Genomic DNA, 24,699 nt, shown 5'->3' on the forward strand with positions numbered 1-24,699 from the left:
TTTTTCAACGCAAGCGGGGCACGCCCTGATTGTGTGCATTTCCGCCGGTCATCGCAGGTGGTTTTGGCCCGCCAGTGGCCCAATCAAGCAGTTCGACCGTATGCACAATCGGCACAGATGCCCCTGATCCGATCTGCATCATACAGCCGATATTGCCTGCCGCGATCACATCAGGGTTCTTGGCTTCAAGGGTCTTGATCTTGCGTTCTTTCAGTTGCCCCGAAATCTCAGGCTGCATCAGATTATATGTCCCCGCCGATCCGCAGCACAGATGCGGGTCCGCCGGCTCCACCACGGTGAACCCTGCCCGCTTCAGCAGATCTTTGGGAAAGGTCTTAATCTGCTGACCATGCTGCAACGAACAGGCCGCGTGATAGGCCACGGTCAATTCCTCAGGCGGCGCTTGCACTTGGCCTTCGTCCAACAGATCCATTAATACCTCGGACACGTCCCTTGCGATCCCGGACACCCGCGCAGCATCCTTGGCCAAGGGCGCGTTGCGGAACATATGGCCGTAGTCCTTGACCGTGGTGCCGCAGCCCGATGTGTTGATCACAATCGCATCCAGCCCACCTGCATCCATTTCAGCTGTCCAAGCCCGGATATTCTTGGCAGCCGTGCCGTGGCTCTCGCCGGTTTTACCCATGTGATGGGTCAACGCCCCGCAGCATCCTGCCCCTTCGGCCACCACCACCTCGCAGCCCAGCCGGGTCAGCAGGCGGATTGTGGCATCGTTGATATCAGTGTTCAGCGCCTTTTGCGCACAGCCCGTCATCAAAGCCACCCGCTTGCGGCGCGGCCCTTGTGGCGCAAAACTCTGCGGATCATCGTTGCGGCTGACCGGTGGAATGGTCTTGGGCGCCATCTCCAGCATCGCCCGCAGCCGCGCATCCGGCATCAACCGCGCAAAGGGCCGCCCGATCTTGGCCCCCAGAAGCGCCAGTCGAAAGCGTGTCGGATAGGGCAAAATCCGCGCGAGAATCCAACGCAATGCACGATCCGTGAACGGCCGCTTGTACCGCTCTTCGATATATTCCCGCGCGTGATCCACCAAATGCATGTAATGAACACCAGATGGACAGGTCGACATGCAGGCCAGACAACTCAGACAACGATCAATATGTTTGACCGTCTTTGCATCCGGGTCACGGTTGTTCTCCAGCATATCCTTGATCAGGTAGATCCGGCCACGCGGGCTATCCAGTTCGTCGCCCAACACCTGATAGGTCGGGCAGGTCGCGGTGCAAAATCCACAATGCACACAGGCCCGCAAAATCTCGTTGCTGCGGGCGATGGCCGGATCGGTCAATTGCTCGGGGGTAAAGGTGGTCTGCATCGTGGTTCCGCCAATCTAAAACTGTATCCGGGCGCTTGTTATTGCGCCGCGCCCATCAGGCCGCTGTTGAAAATACCGCGTGGGTCAAACCGCGCTCTCAGGCCCGCCGTGAGCCGCGCCACACCGGCAGACTCGGGCTGGAAAACGCCCAGCGCTTTGCGCATATCCTCCGCGCCGCGCATGAATGTTGCATGGCCGTCAAACAGGCCTAAACGCGCCCGCACATCCGTCCCCGTTGCCGTCCGCAACCAGATCAAGCCTCCGGCCCAGTCGTAACAATGCGCCTCTGCGCCCGCTTTGGCGGCCAGCATGGGCGCATCCGATGGCTTGCACGACACGCGCCAAACATCACCCGCATCCTCAGCAAAGGCCGCAACATCCCGCTGCGCCGCCCAGAATTTCGCTGACGCGGCCGCATCCCATTCCGCAATGTCGCCGCCTGCGTTCTTCAGCAATTCTTTCAACCGCTGCATCCGGTAAGAGACCGACGATTCAAACCCTTCGATGCGGATCACGCAATGCTGCGCCGCCGGATCATAAGCGGCCCCGGTGACCTCAAACGGGCTGCCCATCGCGCGGGCCAGCGCGGCAATTGCTTGGGCATCATCCAGCCCATGAACAACAAGGCTGGCCTCAGTCTCGGGGCAGGGCAAAACCTTAAAAGACACCTCGCTCAGCACACCCAGCGTTCCAAAAGATCCCGCCATCAGCTTGACCAGATCATAGCCCGTGACGTTTTTCATCACCCGGCCACCGTTCTTCACAACCGCGCCAGCGCCATCCACAAACCGCACACCCAGCAGAAAATCCCGCGCGGCACCAACGGCGATCCGCCGCGGCCCACTGACGTTTGCGGCAAAAATGCCCCCAATCGTTGGTGTGCCTTTTGTGCCCAGAAGGCTAAGATGATCCATCGGCTCAAACGCCAGCCGCTGGTTTTCTTTCGCCAGCGCCACTTCGATCTCGGCCACGGGCGTTCCGGCCTGTGCCACCATGGTCAGGGCACCCGGCTCATAAAGCGTGATCCCGCTCAGCCCCGCCACGCTCAAAGGATCACCAGATGGCGCAAAGCCCCGCGTCCCGCCGCCCTTCACCGAGAGCGGGCCATCTGTGCCACGAACGGCTTCAACCAAGTCTTCTTCTGATTTGATGTCCATATTTCTTTCTGGCCTTAAATATTCCGGGGGTTCGGGGGCTGGCCCCCGATCTTGCGCTGGATCACTCCGCCGCCAGTGCCGGGGCACGCCGCCCCTCGGATGCATCCAATGGAAACACCTTGGCGGGATTGAGCAACCAACCGGGATCAAACACGTCTTTCACCGCCATCTGCGCTTCAAGATCCGCAGGCGCGTATTGCACATGCATCAGATCGCGCTTTTCAATACCCACACCATGCTCACCGGTCAGGCACCCGCCCGCCTCGACACATAATTTGAGGATCTCGGCACCAAAGGCCTCGCACAGCTCCAGATCACCGGGCTTGTTGGCATCGAACAGGATCAGCGGATGCATATTTCCGTCGCCAGCGTGAAACACGTTGCCGACTTTCAAACCGAATTCTTCCGACATCTCGCCAATACGCCGCAGCACCATCGGCAGACTGCTGACCGGGATTGTGCCATCGAGACACATATAATCGTTGATCTGCCCCATCGCGCCGAAAGCCGATTTGCGGCCCAGCCAGATCGCCGCGCTTTCTTCTGCCGATTTGCTTTCGCGCAATTCCACCGGATTGTGGCGGCGGGCAATTTCCATAATCAGCGACAATTGATGATCAATTTCGGCTTCTGATCCCTCGACCTCGACAATCAGCAAAGCCTCGCACATCGGATAGCCTGCTTTGGCAAAAGCTTCGGTCGCTTCGATGCAGGGTCGGTCCATAAACTCAATCGCAACCGGCAGCACCCCCGCCTTGATGATGTCCGACACACAGGCACCGGCCACCTCGTTGTCGTCAAACCCCATGAGCACCGGGCGCGCGCCTTCCGGCTTTGGCAAGATACGCAAGGTTGCTTCTGTGACAACACCAAGCTGTCCTTCAGATCCGCAGATCAGGCCGAGCAGATCCAAGCCGCCCGCATCCAGATGACCGCCGCCAACCTCGACGACCTCGCCATCCATCATCACCATGGTCACGCCCATCAGATTGTTGGTCGTCACACCATATTTGAGACAATGCGCCCCGCCCGAGTTCATCGCGATGTTGCCGGCGATAGCACAGGCCAGCTGCGATGACGGGTCCGGTGCATAGAAAAATCCGTCTTCTTCAACGGCGCCTGTCACACTGAGATTGGTGCGCCCGGTCTGCACCCGGATCAGCCGATTTTCATAATCGGTTTCGATCACGCCATTCATCCGCGCCACCCCAAGGATCACACAATCCGCCGTTGGCAAGGCCCCACCCGCAAGCGACGTACCAGACCCGCGCGGCACCACCGGCACACCCTCTTCGTGGCAGATCCGCAGAACCGCGGCGACCTCATTTGTATCCTGCGGCAGCACCGCAACCATGGGCGGACATTTATACGCGGTCAGCGCATCACATTCATAGGCGCGTGTCTCGCGTTCATCGTGAATGACCGCACTGTGGGGCAAAACCTCCTGCAAACGGGCCACAACTCGTGCTTTTCGAGAGAGGACTTTTTTGTCCGGTTTTGGCATTTCCATGAGGGCACCTCCAATTTGGTAAAGTTATATTACCAATTTATCGTTCTGGCAAGTTCTATCCACACTCGCTATCACCCGGTCATGGATTGGCCTGCACAACTCACCCTTTTTGAACCGCTCGACTTTGCTGCTGTCGCCATCAATCTGGCACTTTGGCTGATTGTTGGCTGGCGGGTTGAGCATCCGCCCGCAGGGCGGCCATCGGTGTCGCGGATCATGGCCGAATACCGCCGCGAATGGATGCGGCAGATGATCACCCGCGAGCCGCGCATCTTTGACGCGCAAACAGTTTCGACCCTGCGGCAGGGCACGTCTTTCTTTGCCTCAACCAGCGTCATTGCAATCGGCGGCACCCTTGCCTTGATGGGCAACGCAGACAGCCTTGCCGATGTTGCACAGGATCTGACCACAGAGGCCCAGCCGCGCATTGTCTGGGAGATAAAGCTGCTGCTGGTCGTGTTTTTCCTGACCAATGCATTTCTGAAATTTGCCTGGTCAAATCGCCTGTTCGGCTATTGCTCGGTGGTTATGGCGGCGGTGCCAAATGACCCGGCCCATGGTGACGCGATCCGCATGGCCGACAAGGCGGCAGAGCTGAACATAACCGCCGCACGCAGTTTTAACCGGGGTCTGAGATCTGTCTATTTCGCATTGGCCAGTGTGGCCTGGCTGGCGGGCGCCGTGCCTTTGATTATTGGTGCATTTATCACACTGATTGTGATCTGGCGGCGGGAATTCGCCTCTTTGTCACGTGAAATTCTTTTGAAAACTTGAAAAGAATACCTATATCGAACCCGTTCCGAAACAATGGTGACACCATGTTAAAACGCAGTTTGCTTGCCCTCGTGGCCTCGACTTTTCCCGCCTTCGCTGATGCGCCGGTGATCAAAAACGTGAACGCAAAGCAGGTCGGTGACCTTTGGACCTTTGATGTGACATTGCGCCACGGCGATACCGGTTGGGACGATTACGCCGATGCTTGGCGGGTTCTGGACAAAGACGGCAAGGTTCTGGGCCTGCGCAACCTCGCGCATCCCCATGTCAACGAACAGCCGTTTACCCGATCATTGTCAGGCGTTTCCATTCCAAGCAATGTCAGCGAAGTCGCAGTGCAAGCCCGCGATTCGGTTGGCGGCTGGTCGCCTGCAACCGTCACGATCAAATTGCGCTAACTTCAGGTGCGGTGGTAAGGCCCGCCGGACAGGATTGATGCCGCGCGGTACAATTGTTCTGACAGCATCACCCGGACCATCATATGCGGCCAAACCATCTTACCAAATGACAATGCATGATCCGCAGTGCCGCGCAGCGCCGAATCAATCCCGTCAGCGCCGCCAATGACAAAGGCCAGATCGCCACGCCCCATGTCGCGCCAACCGGCCAGGCGATTGGCAAACTCAGGTGACTTTTCGACCTTGCCGCGCTCGTCCAGCACACAGATCACCGCCCCTTGCGGGATCGCCTTTTGCAGCAGCGCGGCCTCTGCTGCCATGCCGCCACCTTTCTTATCCTCAACCTCAACGACCCGCGCCGGACCAAGGCCAAGATTGCGGCCTGTCCGGTCAAAGCGGGTCAGATAATCGTCAATGAGGGTTTTCTCGGGACCGGCGCGCAACCGCCCGACAGCACAGATGTGAACACGCATCAGCGGCGTTCAATCAGTCAGGTCAGCTTTGCGGTGCGGGCGCGTCGCCCCCAACCCACATCTTTTCCAACTGATAGAATTCACGCACTTCAGGGCGGAAAACATGCACAATCACGTCGCCTGTGTCGATCAAGACCCAGTCGCCAATGTCTTTGCCTTCCACCTTGGGCGTCCGCCCGAACTCATCCTTGACGCGCTGAGCCAGCTTTTCAGAGATCGCGGATACCTGACGGGTCGAACGGCCCGAACAGATGATCATGTAATCGCCAATCTCCGTTTTGCCGCGCAGATTGATCTGCACGATATCTTCGGCTTTGTCGTCTTCAAGGGATTTCAGGATTGTCGCCAAAAGCGCATCGCTTGTGGTCATTTCACCGGCAACAGACATTATAGCCGCCCCGGTATCCGCAGCCGTGGCTGCGTTCGCTTGGATTGACAGGACATCGTCCTCCTTTTTGCGCGCCGCCGGACCCCCGGCGCTGGGGATGGGCCCAAGATAGCAACGCCAAAGTGACAATTCAATGACAAGCAACCCCGGTAGCAGGAACCGGCCAAAGGCTGTGACAATGTTGCTTGTTCAGGTTGCTTGTGCCGTCCGAACCTAATCCAGCGCTTTGCCCACGGGCCTGCTCGAAACGGCAAGCTGGCTGTCTTCCAACATGCGCACTTCGCGCTGTGGGAAGGGAATTGAGATGTCGTTCTCTTTGAAGGTATCCCAAAGCGCCAGATAAACATTGCCTCGAATATTGGTCAGCCCCCCGGTTGGATCTTTGATCCAGAACCGCAGGATGTAATCCACACTGCTGTCTCCAAATCCAACGATATGACATACGGGCGCTTTGAAGCTGAGAACGCGGTCCACGCCTTTGGCCGCTTCGATGGCCAGTTTGCGGACCTGATGGGGATCGTCGGAATAAGCCGTGCCGAAATAGATATCGAGGCGCACGAAATCATTGGAATGGGACCAGTTGACCACTTGCCCGGTGATCAGATCTTCGTTCGGGATCAGGTATTCCTTGCCGTCCCGCGTCACCACCGAGGCATAGCGCGCGCCAAGGGTCTGTATCCAACCAAAGGTTTCTCCAAGGCTGATCACATCGCCGGGTTTGATGGATTTGTCGATCAGGATGATCACACCCGAGACAAGGTTGGACACCACCTTCTGCAAACCAAAACCAAGACCCACACCAATCGCGCCCGACAGCACCGCAAGTCCGGTCAGGTCAATGCCAACGGCCCGCACCCCCATGAAAAAGGCGATACCATAGAGGAATATCTGCACCCCTTTGACAGCCAGCACCTGCATGGAGGGGCTGATATCCTCGTTGCGGCGGATGCTGGCGGCGGTGGTCGTGCTGACCAATCTGGCAAAGGTGAACAAAACACCGATCACCACCAAAGCCGTGATCATATCCAGCAATGACAGGCGGAACTCACCGATCTTGAGGGCGACACCTTCCAGAAAACTCGACACCTCGTCCGAGACATTCAGGAAATACAGCGTTGCATAAATCCAAAGCGCCCATGTCACCATGCGCCGCAAGAATCGGTTGCGCACCAATCGCACCGCAAATGCGATCCCGACCCATACAATCGCCAAGGTGGCTGCCAACCCAATCAGATAGGACCGCGACGGCCAGGTCACGTTCTGCATGACCAGATAAACACCAGCCGCCATCAGGGCGAACCACATCAACCCCAAACGCCGGCGGACCTGCACCACAATGCGCAGCTGCCATTTCGACCAGCCCTCGCGGGATCGCACCCAGTTTTGCAACGCCCCATCAGACAGGCGATGCAAACCCCAGGCAATCAACGCCAATGCAATCAGGATCAGGATCTGATTTTGCCGCCAACCCGGAGTGATCACCCCTTCAAGGAAATTCATCACGCTGGCAAACAGGGTTTGTAGCGACAAAAGGAAATCCACATAGGGATCAACAGGATCGGTTTCCGGCGTCATAGACAAAGACAACCACAGCCAAAGCCCAGCGGCAAGCTGCGTCAGGCCAAGACCCGCGATATTCGGACGCGGCGCTTTGCAAACCCGGCAATTCCCTTGAACCGTGGGCCATTTCAGGCTAGGCCGCGATGCATGACACAGGTGTTTGATCTGGACGACCGCGCGCGCCTGCGCGAACGCTTTTTCGGAGCGCGGCACAGCGTGCTTGCTTTTCTATAAGCCGCATCGCTCCAGTCTCACACCATCACCCAAACAATACGGGAGAGGACCATCATGTCCCCCAAAACGATCTACGATAAAATCTGGGATGCCCATGTCGCGCATGAAGCGGACGACGGCACCTGCCTTCTTTATATTGACCGCCACCTCGTGCACGAAGTGACCAGCCCGCAGGCGTTCGAAGGGCTGCGCATGACAGGCCGGTCCGTGCGCGCGCCGGACAAAACCATCGCGGTGCCGGATCACAACGTGCCCACCACGCTGGACCGCGCCAATGCGGCGACCATGACCGAAGACAGCCGAATTCAGGTCGAAGCGCTGGACAAGAACGCCAAGGATTTTGGCATTCACTACTATCCTGTGTCTGACGTGCGTCAGGGCATCGTGCATATCGTCGGCCCCGAACAGGGCTGGACATTGCCGGGCATGACCGTGGTCTGCGGCGACAGCCACACCGCCACCCACGGTGCCTTTGGCGCATTGGCCCACGGCATCGGCACATCTGAGGTGGAACATGTTCTGGCCACGCAAACGCTGATCCAGAAAAAATCCAAGAACATGAAGGTCGAGATCACTGGCAAGCTTAAGCCGGGTGTGACTGCCAAAGACATCACGCTGGCCGTGATCGGCCAAACCGGGACCGCAGGCGGCACCGGCTATGTCATTGAGTATTGCGGCGAAGCGATCCGCGATCTGTCAATGGAAGGGCGCATGACCGTCTGCAACATGGCCATCGAAGGCGGCGCACGCGCGGGTCTGATCGCGCCGGATGAAACCACCTATGAATATGTCAAAGGTCGCCCACACGCCCCCAAAGGCGCACAGTGGGAAGCGGCGCTGGCATGGTGGAAAACCCTCTTTACCGATGAGGGTGCACATTTTGACAAAGTCATCACCCTGCGCGGTGAAGACATCCAACCCGTGGTCACATGGGGCACCTCGCCCGAGGATGTTCTGCCGATCACAGCCACCGTGCCCAGCCCCGAAGATTTTGAAGGCGGCAAGGTCGAAGCGGCACGCCGGTCCATTGAATACATGGGCCTCAAGCCGGGTCAGAAACTGACCGATATCGAGATCGACACCGTGTTCATCGGATCTTGCACCAATGGCCGCATCGAAGATCTGCGCGCCGCGGCCGAGATCCTGAAGGGCAAAAAGATCAAGGAAGGTATGCGGGCCATGATCGTTCCCGGCTCCGGCCTTGTTCGGGCCCAAGCCGAAGAAGAAGGCCTTGCCGATATCTTCAAAGAGGCCGGTTTCGAATGGCGTCTGGCGGGATGTTCCATGTGTCTGGCGATGAACCCCGACCAACTGGCGGAGGAAGAGCGCTGCGCCTCCACATCAAACCGCAACTTCGAAGGCCGTCAGGGCTACAAAGGGCGTACGCACCTTGTCTCTCCGGGCATGGCCGCCGCTGCCGCAATCACCGGCAAACTCACCGACGTCCGGGAGATGATGTAATGGAAAAATTCGACAAAATCACCGGGATCGCGGCGCCTATGCCGTTGGTCAATATCGACACCGATATGATCATCCCCAAAGTGTTCTTGAAAACAATCAAGCGGTCCGGCCTCGGCGTGAACCTGTTTGACGAAATGCGCTTTGACCGCCAAGGCAACGAAATCGAAGATTTTGTGCTGAACAAACCGCAGTACCGCGAGACTGAGATCCTTGTTGCGGGCGACAACTTCGGTTGCGGATCATCGCGCGAACACGCGCCATGGGCGATCAAGGACTTTGGCATCAAATGTGTGATCTCCACATCCTTTGCCGACATCTTTTTCAACAACTGCTTCAAAAACGGCATCCTGCCAATCGTCCTGCCGAAAGATCAGGTCGATGTTCTGATGCAGGACGCAGAGAAAGGCGCCAATGCCCGTGTGACCGTTGATCTCGAGGCGCAGACCGTCACAACATCCGACGGCGAAAGCTTCTCCTTTGAGGTGGACACCTTCAAAAAGCACTGCCTTATGAACGGCTTGGACGATATCGGCCTGACCATGGAAAAGGCCGCGTCAATCGACACCTACGAAGAGCAAGCCGCGCAAAGCCGCCCTTGGGTTTGACCCCGCGCCTCATTCGTTAACAAACAAAACACATATTTAAGTGTTTCTAGTGGGTGCCCTCGTGGCACCCACAACATCTTGGTCACCGCCTTCTTGTGGCCATCAAAATGATGCAAGAAGGCACCACCTTCATCGTCAAAATGCCACAACTCTTAGCTTCAATGCGTCTAGCGACTTGAGAACTATGGCAAAAGAAGGCACAAATCGGGCAGAATTGAGGCGCCCCTGAAAAACAGTGGGCAACAAGTTGGAATAGGTCGCGGCAACGTATCGGGACTGGCCAGTTTGGAAAGGCGCAGTAGTGATTGGACGAATGACAGGCGCGGCAACGCGTGGCCTTTTGGTGGCGTTGCTGATTGCAACACCGGCATTGATCTTGCCCGGTGTCGCCGCAGACTCGACCCAAATCACCGCGCTGATGGCCCTGCTTGCCGGTTTCCTGACCTTTGTCGAATACAATTCCAGCTTTCCCAGCATTGTCGAGTTTCGCGATGCCCCGCCGTTCAACCGCCTTCGGTTTATCGCCCTTTTTGTGACCGTCGTGATGATCACCCAAGTGATCAAAAGCCATTCCGAAGTGACCCTGCTCAGCGGTGCGTTGTTTTCATTGGGCACAATCATCGGCAACGCCCTCGATTTCCCTTATTCCCCGGTGCGCCTAGCCGTTTTGATGCTGCCGGAAACAGCCAGCCTGCAACTGGTTGAGACGATTCGCGCGGCGGCTGGCCTTGCCTATCTGGTGGCCGCGATTGCCCTGATCGTTTTTGTTCTGCTCGTGCGCGTTCTGGGCTGGCCCACCCGGCACGGCGCATTCAACGTTTGGGTAAATCTTCCGCTTTTTGATCCAACAGCGGGCGGCGACGTCATCTCGCGGCTACAGCGCGATGCGCGCATCAATATTGCGCTCGGCTTCTTGCTGCCTTTCTTGATCCCTGCGATGGTCAAGCTTGCGTCATACCTGATTGATCCGATTCCATTCGAAAACCCGCAAACATTGATCTGGACTGTAAGTGCATGGGCCTTTTTGCCAGCCAGCATGATCATGCGAGGCATCGCCATGAACAAGGTGGCCGGCATGATCGAAGACAAGCGCCGCCGCACCTATGCCGACGCGGAAACCGAAGCAGGTTTGCAAATCGCCTGATCACACTGGCGGCGGCCCTCTTTCTGTGGGTGTTGCCTGCTTCGGCTGACACGCTCAGGGTCGCTACCTTCAACACTGAATTGTCCCGCAAAGGCCCTGGCCTCTTGCTGCGCGATATTCTCAAGGGGTCCGATCCACAAATCACCGCAGTGATGGATCTTTTGGTACAGGCAAATGCCGATGTGGTCCTGTTGCAAGGGTTCGATTATGACCTCGAAAACCGCGCCCTCAGCGCCTTTGCCGATGCATTGAAAGCAAACGGATTACCCTACCCGCATCTCTTTGCAGCGCCGCCCAATGCTGGCCTCCGAACCGGGCTGGATCTGAACGGTGACGGGCGCAAAGGCGGGCCGGATGACGCCCAAGGGTATGGCCGGTTTTACGGCGCTGGAAGTATGGCCTTGCTGTCCCGCTTTCCCATTGCCGCCGATCAAGTGCAAGACTTCACGCACATGCTTTGGCGCGATTTGCCCGGTGCAGACATGCCGCAAGTGGATGGCAATCCGTTCCCGAGCGCCAATGCGCAGGCGGTACAACGCCTGTCATTCCGCGGGCATTGGGTGGTGCCTATCTTGCACCCGGAAATTGGCTCGATACCGATACTGACTTTTCACGCCACACCGCCCGTTTTTGACGGACCCGAAGACCGCAATGGCAAACGTAACGCCGATGAAATCCGGTTTTGGCAGCATTTCCTGAACGGCGAAATTGGCCTGGCGCCATCGACCCGTTTCGTTCTAATGGGCGATGCAAATATCGACCCGAACAAGGGCGCTGGCCGCCGCGATACAATCAGAGCCTTGCTGGACCATTCTGCATTTCAAGACCCGCTTCCCGAAAAGCCAACCGTCAATTGGCCGCAAACCGGGCCCATGCGGGTCAGTTACATCCTGCCTTCTGCTGGGTGGCGCATTATTGATGCGCAAGTCATGCCGCAAATCGCCGCAGCCAGCCGCCATAACCTGCTTTGGGTAGACCTCAAACAGAAGGTTATCTTGACCCTCCGGCATCCACGGGCTAGGCCGCTTCTGATAGTTTTTTCAAGGAGCGCCCCATGGCCAACCCAACTCTGCTTATCCTCGCCGGTGACGGCATCGGACCGGAAGTCATGGCGCAAGTCACCCGCGTCATCGACTGGTTTGGCGCCAAGCGTGATCTGGCCTTTGATGTGGAACATGATCTGGTCGGCGGCGCAGCTTACGACAAACACGGCACCCCCTTGCACGATGACACGATGGCCCGCGCGCTTGAGGCGGATGCGGTTCTGCTTGGTGCGGTTGGCGGCCCCAAATACGACGAACTGGACTTCAGCGTAAAACCGGAACGTGGCCTGCTGCGCCTGCGCAAGGAGATGGACCTCTTTTCCAACCTGCGCCCGGCCCAGTGCTTTGACGCTCTGGCAGATTTCTCGTCTTTGAAAAAGGACATCGTTGCCGGCCTCGATATCATGATCGTGCGCGAATTGACCTCTGGCGTCTATTTTGGAGAGCCCCGCGGTATCATCGAAGAAGGCAACGAACGTGTGGGCATCAACACCCAGCGCTACACCGAAAGCGAGATCGACCGGGTTGCCCGCTCCGCCTTTGAACTGGCCCGCCGCCGTGGCAACAAAGTCTGCTCCATGGAAAAAGCCAACGTGATGGAAAGCGGCATCTTGTGGCGCGAGGTTGTTCAGCGGGTTCATGACACCGATTACCCCGATGTCGAACTGAGCCATATGTACGCCGACAACGGCGCGATGCAGCTGGTGCGTGCGCCAAAACAGTTTGACGTCATCCTGACCGACAACCTCTTTGGTGACATCCTGTCTGATTGTGCCGCGATGCTGACCGGTTCGCTTGGGATGTTGCCATCTGCCTCGCTTGGTGCGCCCAATGCCGATGGTCGCCCAAAGGCGCTCTATGAACCGGTCCATGGTTCTGCGCCTGACATCACCGGTCAGGGCAAGGCCAACCCGATTGCCTGTATCCTCAGCTTTGCGATGGCGTTGCGTTATTCCTTTGATCAGGGTGACGAGGCCGCGCGTCTGGAAGCCGCGATTGAAAAGGTGCTCGCCGATGGCGCCCGCACGGCGGACCTGATGGGCGAAGAGGGCGGCACACCGATCAGCACCTCAGACATGGGCGACGCCATTCTGGCCGCGCTTGACGCCAGTCTCTAAACGGTCCCTAGGCCACAACTTCGAAAAGCAGCGCTTTGGCGCTGCTTTTTTGTGTCCGCAATTTGGGGGTTGCAGGAATTCCATGCTATCTTGACCGCCTCAATTCAAGGAGGTCGCAATGCGCTGGAAACCCGAAGGATACTCAAGCGTCAGCCCATATCTGATTGTCCCAGATGCCGAAGCAACGCTTGCCTTTGCCCAAGCCGTTTTTGATGCCGAGCGCTTGCGCCTGCACCGCCGCGATGACGGCGGGATCAAACATGCCGAATTTCGCATAGACGACACCGTTGTCATGGTGGGCGAAATGCCCGGCGGCGCTGCGGCCCACATCCACGTCTATGTGCCAGATGCCGATGCGGCCTTTGCCCTTGCGTTGGCAACCGGCGGCAATACCGTTCAGGAAATGACTCGCGCAGGCGACGGTGATTATCGCGGCGGGGTTGCAGATGGCAACGGCACGGTTTGGTGGATTGCCCAACAAGAAGAATACCGCGAATAACCCATGTTTCGTGACGCTTCGGCACTTTGGTTTGCGCCCCCGCAATGATTGCTTGCGCCCTGTTTTTAAGGTATGTCAGCGGTAACATTTCTGGATAAGAGAACACCCTTGAACCAAGCGCAAAAAACCGACGCCCCTTTGGATCTTTTTGTGATCGGCGGCGGCATCAATGGCTGCGGCATTGCCCGTGATGCGGCGGGGCGCGGCATGTCCGTTGCGCTGGCGGAAATGAACGATCTGGCTTCGGCCACCTCGTCTGCCTCGACCAAATTGTTCCATGGCGGCTTGCGCTATCTTGAATATTTCGAGATCGCGCTGGTGCGCCATGCCTTGGGCGAACGCGAGACATTGCTGAGGGCGATGCCGCATATCTCCTGGCCGATGCGGTTTGTCCTGCCTTACCACAAAGACATGCGGTTTGAGGCCGACACGCCAGCATCGAAGATCCTGAATTTTGCGATGCCTTGGACCAAGGGCCGCCGCCCCGCATGGCTGATCCGGTTTGGACTGTTTCTTTATGACCATCTGGGTGGTCGCAAGATTTTGCCCTCAACGCGGACACTATCATTGAAAGGCACGCCCGAGGGCGCACCGCTGCAACCGCAGTTCAGCAAGGCCTTTGAGTATTCCGATTGCTGGGTCGAAGATGCGCGGCTCGTCGTTCTGAACGCCCGTGATGCCGAGGCGCGGGGCGCCAAGATCATGACCCGCACCAAAGTCACCAGCGCCGCCCGCAAAGGTGATCTTTGGGAGGTCACAACCGAAGATACAGGCACCGGCACGCAGCAGAGTCATCACGCCAAGATGCTGATCAACGCAGGTGGTCCATGGGTTGGCGACATCATCCAAAGCAAAGCCCGCATCAATTCCCGCGAAGGCGTGCGGCTGGTGCGGGGCAGTCATATCGTCACCAAGCGGCTTTATGATCACGACAAATGCTATTTCTTCCAAGGCTCAGATGGGCGGATCATTTTTGCGATCCCATATGAGACCGATTTCACCCTGATCGGCACCACCGATATGGATCACCCAGATCCATCGGTGCGCCCCGAATGCACACCAGAGGAACGGGACTATCTGATCAATTTCGCCAATGGCTATTTCCAGCAGGATCTGAGCGCTAGTGATGTGGTCTGGACTTATTCAGGCGTGCGGCCGCTTTATGACGATGGTGCCAGTTCTGCCGCCGCAGCCACGCGCGACTATACGCTCAAGGTCGATGCAAAAGGCGGTCCGCCGATCCTGAATATCTTTGGCGGAAAAATCACGACCTACCGAAAGCTCGCCGAAGACGCGATGGACAAGATTGCACCCTTCTTTGAGGGCAGCGCAGATCACTGGACCGCAGGTGTCCCTCTGCCCGGCGGTGATTTTCCGGTGGGTGATGTGCAGAAACTGATCGACCTGTTGCTGTCCGATTACCCATTTCTTGACCGTGTTTGGGCCACGCGCCTGATCCGCGCCTACGGGACCGAAGCCCGGCACATTCTGGGTGATGCCCAGTCAGCCGGTGATCTGGGCGAAACCTTCGGATTTAACCTGACCGAGGCCGAGGTGCGCTGGTTAATGCAACGCGAATATGCCCAGACCGCCGATGATGTCTTGTGGCGGCGCAGCAAGCTGGGTTTGCGGTTGTCTCAAACTGAGGCAAAAGCGCTGGATCACTGGATGCAGCAACCTCCGGCATCTTGACAACATAGCCCCTGAAAGAAACCATTCTACAACCCAACCCAAAGGCCCGTTATGACCCATATTCTTGCTATTGATCAGGGCACAACGTCCTCCCGCGCGTTGGTGTTTGATGGTACCCTGAGCATCGCGGCCACGGCCCAGCAAGAGTTTGCGCAACATTTTCCGCACAGTGGTTGGGTCGAGCATGATCCCTCTGACCTGTGGTCCACGACCCTGCAAACCTGCCGCGATGCGATAGCGCAGGCCGGTTTGAACGCATCAGACATCACCGCGATTGGCATCACGAACCAACGAGAGACGACCGTGATTTGGGATCGTGAAACGGGCGAGCCGATTTACAATGCTATCGTCTGGCAAGACCGCCGCACCGCCAAATACTGCGCCGAGCTTCGCGCAGATGGCCATGACAGGATGATCACCGCCAAGACCGGCCTTCTGGCTGATCCGTATTTTTCCGGCACCAAGCTTAAGTGGATTCTGGATACCGTTGACGGCGCAAGGGATCGTGCCAGCGCTGGCAAGTTGTTGTTTGGAACAGTCGATAGCTTCCTGATCTGGAAGCTGACCAATGGCGCATCCCATGTGACCGATGCCACCAATGCCGCCCGTACCCTGCTTTATGACATCCACAATGGCCGTTGGAGCAAAATCATCTGTGATCTGTTCGACATTCCGATGGAGATGCTGCCCGAAGTGAAGGACTGCGCCGCCGATTTTGGCGTGACGGACCCTGCACATCTGGGCGCGGCCTTGCCCATTCTTGGTGTTGCGGGCGACCAGCAGGCCGCAACCATTGGTCAGGCATGTTTTGAACCGGGCATGTTGAAGTCAACCTATGGCACCGGATGTTTTGCGCTGCTCAACACCGGCGAAAATGCGGTGGTCTCCAACAATCGTTTGCTGACCACGATCGCCTATCAGCTGGACGGCAAAACGACATATGCTCTCGAAGGGTCGATCTTTGTGGCGGGCGCCGTTGTACAATGGCTACGCGATGGCTTGCAGATCATCAAAGGTGCCGCAGAAACGCAGCCCTTGGCCGAAACCGCGGATGACCAGCAAAACGTGATCATCGTGCCCGCCTTTACCGGCCTTGGCGCACCCTATTGGAATGCAGAATGCCGGGGTGCGGTTTATGGGCTGACCCGCGGATCAGGACCAGCCGAATTTGCCCGCGCCGCATTGGAAAGTGTTGGATTTCAGACCCGTGATTTGATGGAGGCCATGCATGCCGATTGGCAGGACGAAGGGGCCGCCCCAACCCTGCGCGTGGATGGCGGGATGAGTGCCAGCAATTGGGCCATGCAGTTTTTGTCAGACATCATCGATGCACCGGTGGACCGCCCGCATGTTCTGGAAACCACCGCAATGGGCGCGGCATGGCTGGCTGGACAGCGGGCTGGCATTTATCCGGGTATGGATGAGTTTGCAAAAAGCTGGGCCAAGGAGCGCAGTTTTGCACCATCTATGGACGAAGAAGTCCGCGCGGAAAAATACGCTGGCTGGCAACGCGCGGTTGCTGCAACTTTGTCGGTCTAGATCGGAGGGTTAGTTGCGGACGCGGCCAAAGGTAGACAGGCGGTTTATCTCGTCCAACCGCTCCAGATTGACCACAGTAGACAGCATCAACCGGTCATGGCTCCAGTCACCGGGGCGCTGAATTGAGATCGCCGTCAGGGTTGTCACCGCAAACAACGGCAGGATGACTGCAGCAAGGATCAAACGCGGATGGTTGACGCGCCGTGCATCCAACAGCGACCTGATCCGATGCTCAAGAAAGCTGGCTTTGCCTTCGCGCAGGGTTACACGGTCAGCCGTGACCAAGGCGACCTTGGGCACAGCGATCACAAAGGTCCGGTCTTTGCGCAATGTCTTTTGACAGACCGACAACAAAGTATCGCAATAAGTTTTCACACAGATGCTGCCACGGGTCAGCACCGCGCTGTCGCAGCTGAGCTCGCGCAGGTGTTCCACCTGCCGCTTCCATGCGTGATACGCCGGGTTGAGAAAGAACAGCGGTTTGAGCGCCTCAAGCAGGATTTCCCATTCAAGATCGCCCTGACGAATGTGTTGGAATTCATGCGCCAGCGACACTTTAAGCTCACTGCCTTGGCTCAACATATGTGTAGGGATCACCACATAGTAATTGCGAATGCCGCGTGTGGAAAACGGAACCAGCGTCCGGTCCGACAGCAACAGGCGCATCCGGCCAAACCGCCGCCAGGTAAAGCTGTTGCCGACGATCTTGTGCAGACAGAACATCGAATAAACCAGCCGCACCGCCCCCAGTATCAGCCCCGCAAGAAAGGCAACAATCACCGCCTGCGCGATAATCCCCGCACCACTAAGGACATTGGCCGATAGATTTTCGCGGATCTGGATCAAGCTTTCAAAGCGGGTCGCTTTCATCTCGAACCCGCCATTCAGATAATGAGACACCACCATATCCGACAGATTCAGGTTCACCCCGGTTGCGATGCCGTTGCTTTGGAGACCGTTGAACAGCAGGACAAGAAAGGGCGCAAAAACAATGGCCACAAAGGCCCCGTTCAGAAGTTGCAGTTGGGTTCCGTAGGCGTGTCGGAGGCCCAGATAATTCAACCCAATGCGCGTCACATACCAAAGCGCATAGGCCACACAAAACAGAATATTGGCATTGATGAAAGCGTCGAGAACTGCATCACCCGGTATCATTTTTCAACCTCCGATCCACAAGTGCCCGGATTTGCCCCAATGCTTCGTCTGTCAGTGCGTCATCGTTGACCAAACGCGCCACAAGCGAGGCAGGCGTTCCATCAAACAACTTCATCGACAGATCTTTGAGTGAGCGGCTCTGGTAGGCGTCTTTGCCAAGCGCGGGAATATAGACATGGCTTTTGCCTTCTTTCCGGCTGGTGACGAATTCCTTTTGTTCCAGAATGCGCAGGATGGTGGCGGCGGATGTATAGGCAAGATTGCGTTCCTTTGGCAGCTGGTCCAGCACATCACGCACCGTCCCTTCCCCCAAGGCCCAAAGCTCATTCATGAACTCCAGCTCAACCTCTGTTAACAACTCGCGCTTTTTCTTTTCTCTCATTGCCATCCAGTCCGTGGGCATTGCTCACTCGTTACATTGCCGGAGTAAATACTAAGTTTTTCGTAATCCAAAGCGAATTCTAAACCTTGCGGAAACAGAACACCGCCCACCCCACGGAAATTGCCAATGGCCACCACAGCGGCTGTCCCACGATGCCAAGCCAAGCGAGGAAGATGTAGGCCGTTCCCAAAAGCGAGATAAACAAGCGATCTCCGCGCGTTGTGGTCAGGCCAAGCACACCGCGCCGTTCATCCCCGCCCGGACGGCGGATTTCCAGCAGGGTGATGATCGCCATCGCAGAAAAGATCCCGCAGAACAGCAGGAATGTGGCGGGTGTCCATGCCATCCAGAACTCCGGCCACAGAGGATCGGTCCAGGAGAATCCCTTTTCCTCTTCCTTTTTAGCGACATTGCCCCAACCCTGCGCCCAAACAGGCGCAGCCAAAAGAAGGGCGGCAAGTGTGATTGAAAGACGCTGCATCAAACCCTCCCCAGGGCAAAACCCTTGGCGATGTAATTGCGGACAAAATAGATCACGATGGCACCGGGAATGATGGTGAGCGTCCCCGCCGCCGCAAGCAGGCCAAGCTCGTACCCCGCAGAAGATGCCGTCTTGGTCATGGTGGCGGCAATCGGCTTGGCTGCCACGGCTGTCAGCGTTTTGGCCAACAACAATTCAACCCACGAGAACATGAAGCAAAAGAACGCCGCAACGCCCACACCTGCTTTGATCGTCGGTAGAAAAATTTTCACGAAAAACCGCGGGAAGGAATAGCCATCCACATAGGCGGTTTCGTCCAACTCCTTTGGCACCCCGCCCATGAACCCTTCGAGAATCCAAACCGCCAATGGGATGTTGAACAGACAATGCGCCAAGGCCACGGCAAGATGTGTGTCAAACAACCCGACGGATGAATACAGCTGAAAGAACGGCAGCGCAAAAACCGCCGCAGGCGCCATCCGGTTGGTAAGCAGCCAGAAGAACAATTGCTTGTCCCCAAGAAAGCGATACCGCGAAAACGCATAGGCGGCAGGCAGGGCAACAGCGACGGATATGACCGTGTTCAACGACACATAGATGATCGAGTTGATATAGCCCCAGTACCACGTCGGGTCAGTAAAGATCACTTTGTAGTTCTCAAGCGTGAAGGTCTGGGGAAACAAGCTGAACCCCGAGAGGATCTCACCGGTTGTCTTAAAGCTCATCGCGATGAGCCAATAGATCGGCAGCATCAAGAACAGGATATAGAGGATCGGAATGAGGGACCGTTTTCTCATTGCGCGTCGTCCTTTGTCATCAAAGTGTAGAACAGCCAGCTTACCAAAAGCGTGATGGCGAAATAGATCAACGACATTGCCGCCGCTGGCCCAAGGTCAAACTGGCCCAAGGCAATTTTCACCAGATCAATCGACAGCAAGGTCGTGGAATTGCCCGGCCCGCCGCCGGTCAGAACAAAGGGTTCCGTGTAGATGTTAAAGCTGTCCATAAACCGCAGCAGAATGGCGATGGTCAGTACGGTCTTCAGCTTGGGCAGCTGGATGAACCGAAACACTTTCCATGCGCTGGCACCGTCAATCTTGGCCGCTTGATAATAGGCGTCTGGGATCGACACGAGCCCGGCATAAGACAGCAGCACCACAAGCGAGGTCCAATGCCAAACATCCATGGTTACAATCGTGACCCAAGCCGCGAACGGGTTCTGCGTCATGTCATAGGGAATGCCCAGCGTATGATTCATCAGATAACCCAGCAGTCCGATGTCCGGCAGTGTGAAAATGTTCCACATCGCGCCCACAACATTCCACGGGATCAACATCGGCAAGGCCATAGTAACAAGACACACCGGCACCCAGAACCCGTTGCGCGGCATCGACAGGGCAATGATGATACCCAGCGGCACTTCGATGATCAGGATCAGGAAGGTAAAGAGAAACTGCCGCCCCAAGGCCGCCTGAAACCGGTCAGACCGCAAGATCTGTTCAAACCAGTCGAGCCCCTGCCAAAAGAACACGTTATTTCCAAAGGTTTCCTGCACCGAATAATTGACCACTGTCATGATCGGCACGAGCGCGTTGAAGGCCACCAGCAGCAAGACCGGCAGCACAAAGAACCACGCTTTTTGATTTTCGGTTTTCATGCGCCCACCTCCGTTGCGATCCAGCCGTCGCGATAAAGCCGGGTTTGATCGGCGCGAAAGGCCAGATGCACCGCCTCGCCCTGTGCGGGCACCGGACCGTCGATCACGGCCTTGATCGAGGTGTCGCCCACCTTCGCCTCCAGCACGGAATGCCGGCCAATGTCTGACACTTTGCGCACACGGCCCGGCAGGCCCGTCTTGGCAAGCGAGACAAACTCGGGCCGGATGCCGACCTGCGCCGCACCGCCACTGCCTGTGATTTTGCCTTCCAGCGTGATCGGATGACCCTCAACCGTGACGCCGCCCTGCCCTTCATCGGCGGGCAGCACGTTCATGCCAGGCGACCCGATAAAATGGCCAACAAAGGTATGCTGCGGGCGTTCAAACAGTTCAACGGGCGTGCCGATCTGAACGATCTCACCATCCTGCATCACCACGACCTGATCGGCAAAGGTCAGCGCCTCGGTCTGATCATGGGTCACATAGATCATCGTCGCCCGCACCCGTTGATGCAGTTCCTTGAGCTTGGACCGCAGTTTCCATTTCAAATGCGGATCAATCACCGTCAGCGGCTCATCAAACATCACCACATTCACATCGTCGCGCACCAATCCGCGCCCCATGGAAATCTTTTGTTTGTTGTCCGGTGACAGATGCGAGGCGCGGGTATCGAGCATTTCTTCGACTTCGAGCATTGCCGCGATCTCGGCCACACGCTCAGCGATCTTGGCCTCTGCCACCCCGCGATTGCGCAGTGGAAACGCCAGATTTTCGCGCACCGTCATCGTGTCGTAGATCACCGGAAACTGGAACACCTGCGCGATGTTGCGCTGATCGGGCGGCAAGTTGGTGACATCTTTGCCATCAAACAAGATGCGCCCTTCGGACGGCGCGAGCAGGCCAGAGATGATGTTCAACAAAGTAGATTTGCCGCAACCTGACGGCCCAAGCAACGCATAGGCACCGCCGTCTTGCCAATCAAGGTCGATCTCTTTGAGCGCAAAATCCTCCGGCCCTTTCGGATTGGGCATGTAGGAATGGCGCAGGTTGGAGAGAGTGATTTTGGCCATCAGGCAACGAGCCTCCCGTCCGGGGCAAAATAGAATGCCTGTGTCGTGTCCATGTAAAACCGGTGGCTTTCGCCCACGTTGTAGGGATGCACCCCATGCGCCAAAGACACCCATGCATCTTTGCCCACTTCGAAATGGGCACTGGATTCAGAGCCGGACAATTCGGTCACCAAAACCGTACCGTCCATTGCAACGGTGCTATCGGCGGCCACCGGTGTGACGTGATGCGGGCGCACGGCGACAATGTAGGGCCCATCAGGCAATTCTGCCGACGATCCCCCCATGGTCCAACTGATCCCGTTTTGCATCTTGGCGGTGGTGCCTGATTTGACGATCTGGGCCGAATTGATCGGCGGGTCGGAAAACACCCGCGCCGCGGTTAGGTTTTCCGGCCTGCGATAAATCTCTGCCGTGGTGCCAAATTGGGTCACCACACCATCATTCAAGAGCGCGGTTTTGCCACCCAGCAACAGCGCCTCTTCCGGCTCGGACGTGGCATAAACCACCACTGCACCGCGACCTGCAAAAAGCTCGGGCAGCTGTTCGCGCAGTTCCTCGCGCAGCTTGTAATCCAGGTTGGCCAATGGCTCATCCAGAAACACCGCGCGGCTTTCCTTGGCAATCGCGCGGGCCAAGGCACAGCGTTGCTGTTGCCCGCCCGACAGCTCTTGCGGACGGCGGTTCAGCATGGGCCGCAATTGCAGGATGTCGGCGGCTTCTTCCACACGCCCAGTGATTTCGGATTTGGCCATGCCTGCAACCCGCAAGGGGGAGGCGATATTCTCAAAAACCGTCATATGCGGATAGTTCACAAAGAACTGATGTACGAGGCTGATATTGCGCTTTTGCGTGGACAGCTTTGACACATCTTCGCCGTCCATGTGGATCTCGCCTGCGCCCAATGGATCCAGCCCCGCCATCAGCTTGATCAAGGACGTCTTGCCCGATCCGGTCTGCCCCAGCAAAACATTAAAATGCCCCGCCTCCAGCGTCAGCGTGGTGGGTTTGATATGAGTGATGCCCCTGACCACTTTGGTCGCGGCGCGCAGTTGGATTGTCATGTCGTTCAGCCCGGAGTTGCGCCCGAAAGCGCGGCGTCAGAAAAGGCCGAAGCCCAGAGAGGGAACTTCGGCCAACGCTGGCCCTGTGAAGGGGCCAACACTTGGTTTACTGGTTCCAGCGGGCCACCAGATCGTCATAGTTGACGGTCTCGCCCTGCGGCTTTTCGTTGTCCAGCTTGGCTTTCGCCCCGCCTTTGCCCAGCCATTCAGAGGGATCTTTTTCCTCGTTCAGACGCGGGCCACAACCGCCGTAAACTCCAGCCGCTTCATCCGCTTGCTGCATACGGGCCATGGTGATGTCCATCTCTTCGGCCAGACGATCCATCGCCTGTTGCGGTGTAAACGCACCAGAGTTCACATCACCAATCTGCTGCCACCAGATCTGCGCCAGCTTGGGATAGTCAGGCACGTTGATACCGGTTGGCGACCATGCCACACGATCAGGCGAACGGTAAAATTCGACCAGACCGCCCAGTTTTGGTGCGCGTTCAGTAAAGGACGCGTGGTTCACAGTGGAATCGCGCATGAACGTCAGACCAACGTGGGATTTTTTCACATCCACGGTTTTGGACGTCACGAACTGGGCATAAAGCCAGGCCGCCTGCGCACGATCTGCCGGTGTGGATTTCAGGAAGGTCCAAGACCCCACATCCTGATAGCCAACCTTCTGACCCTCTTCCCAATAAGGACCATGCGGCGATGGCGCCATCCGCCACAGTGGATTGCCCGCATCATCAACAGTGTTGTTGCCTTCTGACTTTGGCTTCACCATGTCGGCGGTAAAGGCCGTGTACCAGAAGATCTGCTGGGCCACGTTGCCCTGCGCCAATGCTGGCAAGGACTGGTAGAAGTCATAAGACGCCGCACCCGGAGGTGCATAAGCCCGCAGCCATTCGTCCCACTTGCGGATCGCATAAACCGCCGCCGGACCGTTGGCCGCGCCGCCGCGTGTGACGGATGCACCCGCAGGATTACACGAACCGGCTTCCATGCGGATGCCCCATTCGTCAATTGGCACGCCATTTGGCTCACCCTTGGACCCTGTGCCCGCCATCGACAGCCAGGCATCGGTCATCCGCCAGCCCAGATCGGGTGCGCGTTTGCCGTAATCCATGTGGCCATAAATCGCGACACCGTCGACTTCTTTCACGTCATTCGAAAAGAAATCCGCAATGTCTTCGTATGCAGACCAGTTGACCGGAACACCCAGTTCATAGCCGTACTTCGCTTTGAACGCGGCTTTGTTGCCGGCATCATCGAACCAATCCTTGCGGAACCAATAGAGGTTCGCAAACTGCTGATCCGGCAGCTGGTACAGGTTGCCATCCGGGCCCGTGGTGAACTGAATGCCCATAAAGTCATCCAGATCCAGCGTTGGCGATGTCGTTGCCGCCCATTCACCGTTCATCTGTTCGGTCAGGTTATAGGCCAGCTGCAACCGTGAGTGCGTACCGATGAGATCGGAATCGTTGACATAGCCGTCATAGAGATTCCGCTGGGTCTGCATCTGTGTCTGCACAGCCTGCACCACTTCGCCCTCACCAAGGATCTGGTGGTTTACCTTGATACCGGTGATGTCCTCAAAGGCTTTGGTCAGCACTTCGGATTCGTAACCGTGCGTCGGGATACCTTCCGACAGCACGTTAATCTCCATGCCCTTAAACGGCTCCGCCGCACCGATGAACCACTCCATCTCAGACATTTGTTCGTTTTTGCTCAGCGTGGACGGCTGGAACTCTTGATCAATCCATTTCTGAGCCGCTGCCGTGTCGGCAAAAGCAGTCCCAGACCCCGCGATGACGGCCAGTGCCGCAGTCGCGGAGAGCAGATACTTGCGCATCTTGTCTCCTCCCAAAGTGTTTTGTGAGCCGGAACATGCCGACCTGCCACTACGCTAATGCCAGAAATACAAATCTGTCAAACTAAATTGTTAGTAGATAATTAATCATTATTTACAAAGTA

At 57.1% G+C, this 24,699-nt stretch carries 23 protein-coding genes and 1 pseudogene; 10 read left to right on the top strand and 14 right to left on the bottom strand.

What is annotated here, in order from left to right:
• Nucleotides 1-4 precede the first annotated feature (4 nt).
• From glcF to C8N31_RS01460, 3 genes are all read right to left on the bottom strand, one after another.
• Complete coding sequence (gene glcF / locus C8N31_RS01450; protein WP_025047171.1) at nt 5-1,336, bottom strand: glycolate oxidase subunit GlcF; 1,332 nt, start codon at nt 1,334-1,336, stop codon at nt 5-7.
• 38 nt (nt 1,337-1,374) lie between these two features.
• Nucleotides 1,375-2,493 (bottom strand): FAD-binding protein, encoded by a 1,119-nt coding sequence (locus tag C8N31_RS01455; RefSeq protein WP_025047172.1) that lies wholly within the window; start codon nt 2,491-2,493, stop codon nt 1,375-1,377.
• 61 nt (nt 2,494-2,554) lie between these two features.
• Nucleotides 2,555-4,003, bottom strand: a complete 1,449-nt coding sequence (locus C8N31_RS01460; RefSeq protein WP_025047173.1) for an FAD-linked oxidase C-terminal domain-containing protein — start codon at nt 4,001-4,003, stop codon at nt 2,555-2,557.
• 81 nt (nt 4,004-4,084) lie between these two features.
• Here C8N31_RS01460 and C8N31_RS01465 point away from each other — a divergent pair, with 81 nt between their 5' ends.
• Together C8N31_RS01465 and C8N31_RS01470 are read left to right on the top strand one after the other, a co-directional pair.
• Complete coding sequence (locus C8N31_RS01465; protein ID WP_025047174.1) at nt 4,085-4,777, top strand: DUF599 domain-containing protein; 693 nt, start codon at nt 4,085-4,087, stop codon at nt 4,775-4,777.
• A gap of 44 nt (nt 4,778-4,821) precedes the next feature.
• Complete coding sequence (locus C8N31_RS01470) at nt 4,822-5,175, top strand: hypothetical protein (RefSeq protein ID WP_025047175.1); 354 nt, start codon at nt 4,822-4,824, stop codon at nt 5,173-5,175.
• Nucleotides 5,176-5,177: 2 nt separating this feature from the next.
• On the opposite strand, the gene rlmH is transcribed toward C8N31_RS01470, so the two are convergent.
• The 3 genes from rlmH to C8N31_RS01485 form a co-directional block, all read right to left on the bottom strand.
• Nucleotides 5,178-5,648 carry a 23S rRNA (pseudouridine(1915)-N(3))-methyltransferase RlmH gene (gene rlmH / locus C8N31_RS01475; protein WP_025047176.1) on the bottom strand — a complete coding sequence of 157 codons (471 nt, stop codon included), beginning with the start codon at nt 5,646-5,648 and terminating at the stop codon, nt 5,178-5,180.
• A gap of 22 nt (nt 5,649-5,670) precedes the next feature.
• Entirely contained in the window at nt 5,671-6,036 is a 366-nt protein-coding gene (gene rsfS, locus C8N31_RS01480) for a ribosome silencing factor (RefSeq protein WP_025047177.1), read from the bottom strand.
• 213 nt (nt 6,037-6,249) lie between these two features.
• A complete protein-coding gene (locus C8N31_RS01485; RefSeq protein ID WP_025047178.1) occupies nt 6,250-7,611 on the bottom strand; it encodes a mechanosensitive ion channel family protein in 1,362 nt (453 codons plus the stop codon).
• Nucleotides 7,612-7,884: 273 nt separating this feature from the next.
• On the opposite strand from C8N31_RS01485, the gene leuC reads away from it, so the two are divergent.
• The 8 genes and pseudogenes from leuC (at nt 7,885) to glpK (ending at nt 16,931) form a co-directional block, all read left to right on the top strand.
• Nucleotides 7,885-9,291, top strand: coding sequence for a 3-isopropylmalate dehydratase large subunit (gene leuC / locus C8N31_RS01490; RefSeq protein WP_025047179.1), 1,407 nt, complete (start codon nt 7,885-7,887; stop codon nt 9,289-9,291).
• Nucleotides 9,291-9,896, top strand: a complete 606-nt coding sequence (gene leuD, locus C8N31_RS01495; RefSeq protein WP_025047180.1) for a 3-isopropylmalate dehydratase small subunit — start codon at nt 9,291-9,293, stop codon at nt 9,894-9,896. Before leuC ends, leuD begins: the two co-directional genes overlap by 1 nt.
• 313 nt (nt 9,897-10,209) lie before the next feature.
• On the top strand, nt 10,210-11,040 hold the full coding sequence (locus C8N31_RS01500; RefSeq protein WP_231476703.1) for a hypothetical protein: 831 nt from the start codon (nt 10,210-10,212) through the stop codon (nt 11,038-11,040).
• Between the two features lie 29 nt (nt 11,041-11,069).
• A pseudogene (locus C8N31_RS01505) lies at nt 11,070-11,987 on the top strand (endonuclease/exonuclease/phosphatase family protein); the annotation flags it as partial.
• A gap of 107 nt (nt 11,988-12,094) precedes the next feature.
• On the top strand, nt 12,095-13,201 hold the full coding sequence (leuB, locus tag C8N31_RS01510; protein WP_025047183.1) for a 3-isopropylmalate dehydrogenase: 1,107 nt from the start codon (nt 12,095-12,097) through the stop codon (nt 13,199-13,201).
• 118 nt (nt 13,202-13,319) lie between these two features.
• A complete protein-coding gene (locus C8N31_RS01515; protein ID WP_025047184.1) occupies nt 13,320-13,700 on the top strand; it encodes a VOC family protein in 381 nt (126 codons plus the stop codon).
• A gap of 108 nt (nt 13,701-13,808) precedes the next feature.
• A complete protein-coding gene (gene glpD / locus C8N31_RS01520; RefSeq protein WP_037917778.1) occupies nt 13,809-15,392 on the top strand; it encodes a glycerol-3-phosphate dehydrogenase in 1,584 nt (527 codons plus the stop codon).
• Between the two features lie 51 nt (nt 15,393-15,443).
• Nucleotides 15,444-16,931 (top strand): glycerol kinase GlpK, encoded by a 1,488-nt coding sequence (gene glpK, locus C8N31_RS01525; protein ID WP_025047185.1) that lies wholly within the window; start codon nt 15,444-15,446, stop codon nt 16,929-16,931.
• Between the two features lie 9 nt (nt 16,932-16,940).
• Here the strand turns inward: glpK and C8N31_RS01530 are convergent, their stop codons facing one another.
• The 8 genes from C8N31_RS01530 to C8N31_RS01565 all read right to left on the bottom strand — a co-directional run bounded on the left by C8N31_RS01530 (nt 16,941) and on the right by C8N31_RS01565 (nt 24,577).
• The gene (locus tag C8N31_RS01530; RefSeq protein WP_025047186.1) at nt 16,941-18,086 is read right to left on the bottom strand and encodes a M56 family metallopeptidase; all 1,146 of its coding nucleotides are present in this window, start codon (nt 18,084-18,086) and stop codon (nt 16,941-16,943) included.
• The gene (locus tag C8N31_RS01535) at nt 18,073-18,468 is read right to left on the bottom strand and encodes a BlaI/MecI/CopY family transcriptional regulator (RefSeq protein ID WP_025047187.1); all 396 of its coding nucleotides are present in this window, start codon (nt 18,466-18,468) and stop codon (nt 18,073-18,075) included. Before C8N31_RS01535 ends, C8N31_RS01530 begins: the two co-directional genes overlap by 14 nt.
• A gap of 79 nt (nt 18,469-18,547) precedes the next feature.
• Entirely contained in the window at nt 18,548-18,949 is a 402-nt protein-coding gene (locus C8N31_RS01540; protein WP_025047188.1) for a DUF2160 domain-containing protein, read from the bottom strand.
• On the bottom strand, nt 18,949-19,746 hold the full coding sequence (locus C8N31_RS01545) for a carbohydrate ABC transporter permease (protein ID WP_025047189.1): 798 nt from the start codon (nt 19,744-19,746) through the stop codon (nt 18,949-18,951). The genes C8N31_RS01540 and C8N31_RS01545 overlap by 1 nt, the downstream gene beginning before the upstream one ends.
• The gene (locus tag C8N31_RS01550) at nt 19,743-20,606 is read right to left on the bottom strand and encodes a carbohydrate ABC transporter permease (RefSeq protein ID WP_025047190.1); all 864 of its coding nucleotides are present in this window, start codon (nt 20,604-20,606) and stop codon (nt 19,743-19,745) included. The genes C8N31_RS01545 and C8N31_RS01550 overlap by 4 nt, the downstream gene beginning before the upstream one ends.
• Nucleotides 20,603-21,676: an ABC transporter ATP-binding protein gene (locus C8N31_RS01555; protein ID WP_025047191.1), complete on the bottom strand. Its 1,074-nt coding sequence runs from the start codon at nt 21,674-21,676 to the stop codon at nt 20,603-20,605. The genes C8N31_RS01550 and C8N31_RS01555 overlap by 4 nt, the downstream gene beginning before the upstream one ends.
• Nucleotides 21,676-22,737, bottom strand: coding sequence for an ABC transporter ATP-binding protein (locus C8N31_RS01560; protein ID WP_025047192.1), 1,062 nt, complete (start codon nt 22,735-22,737; stop codon nt 21,676-21,678). Before C8N31_RS01560 ends, C8N31_RS01555 begins: the two co-directional genes overlap by 1 nt.
• Before the next feature lie 106 nt (nt 22,738-22,843).
• A complete protein-coding gene (locus C8N31_RS01565; protein WP_025047193.1) occupies nt 22,844-24,577 on the bottom strand; it encodes an ABC transporter substrate-binding protein in 1,734 nt (577 codons plus the stop codon).
• Nucleotides 24,578-24,699 lie beyond the last annotated feature (122 nt).

This window comes from Sulfitobacter mediterraneus, from assembly GCF_003054325.1.
Lineage (GTDB): Bacteria > Pseudomonadota > Alphaproteobacteria > Rhodobacterales > Rhodobacteraceae > Sulfitobacter > Sulfitobacter mediterraneus.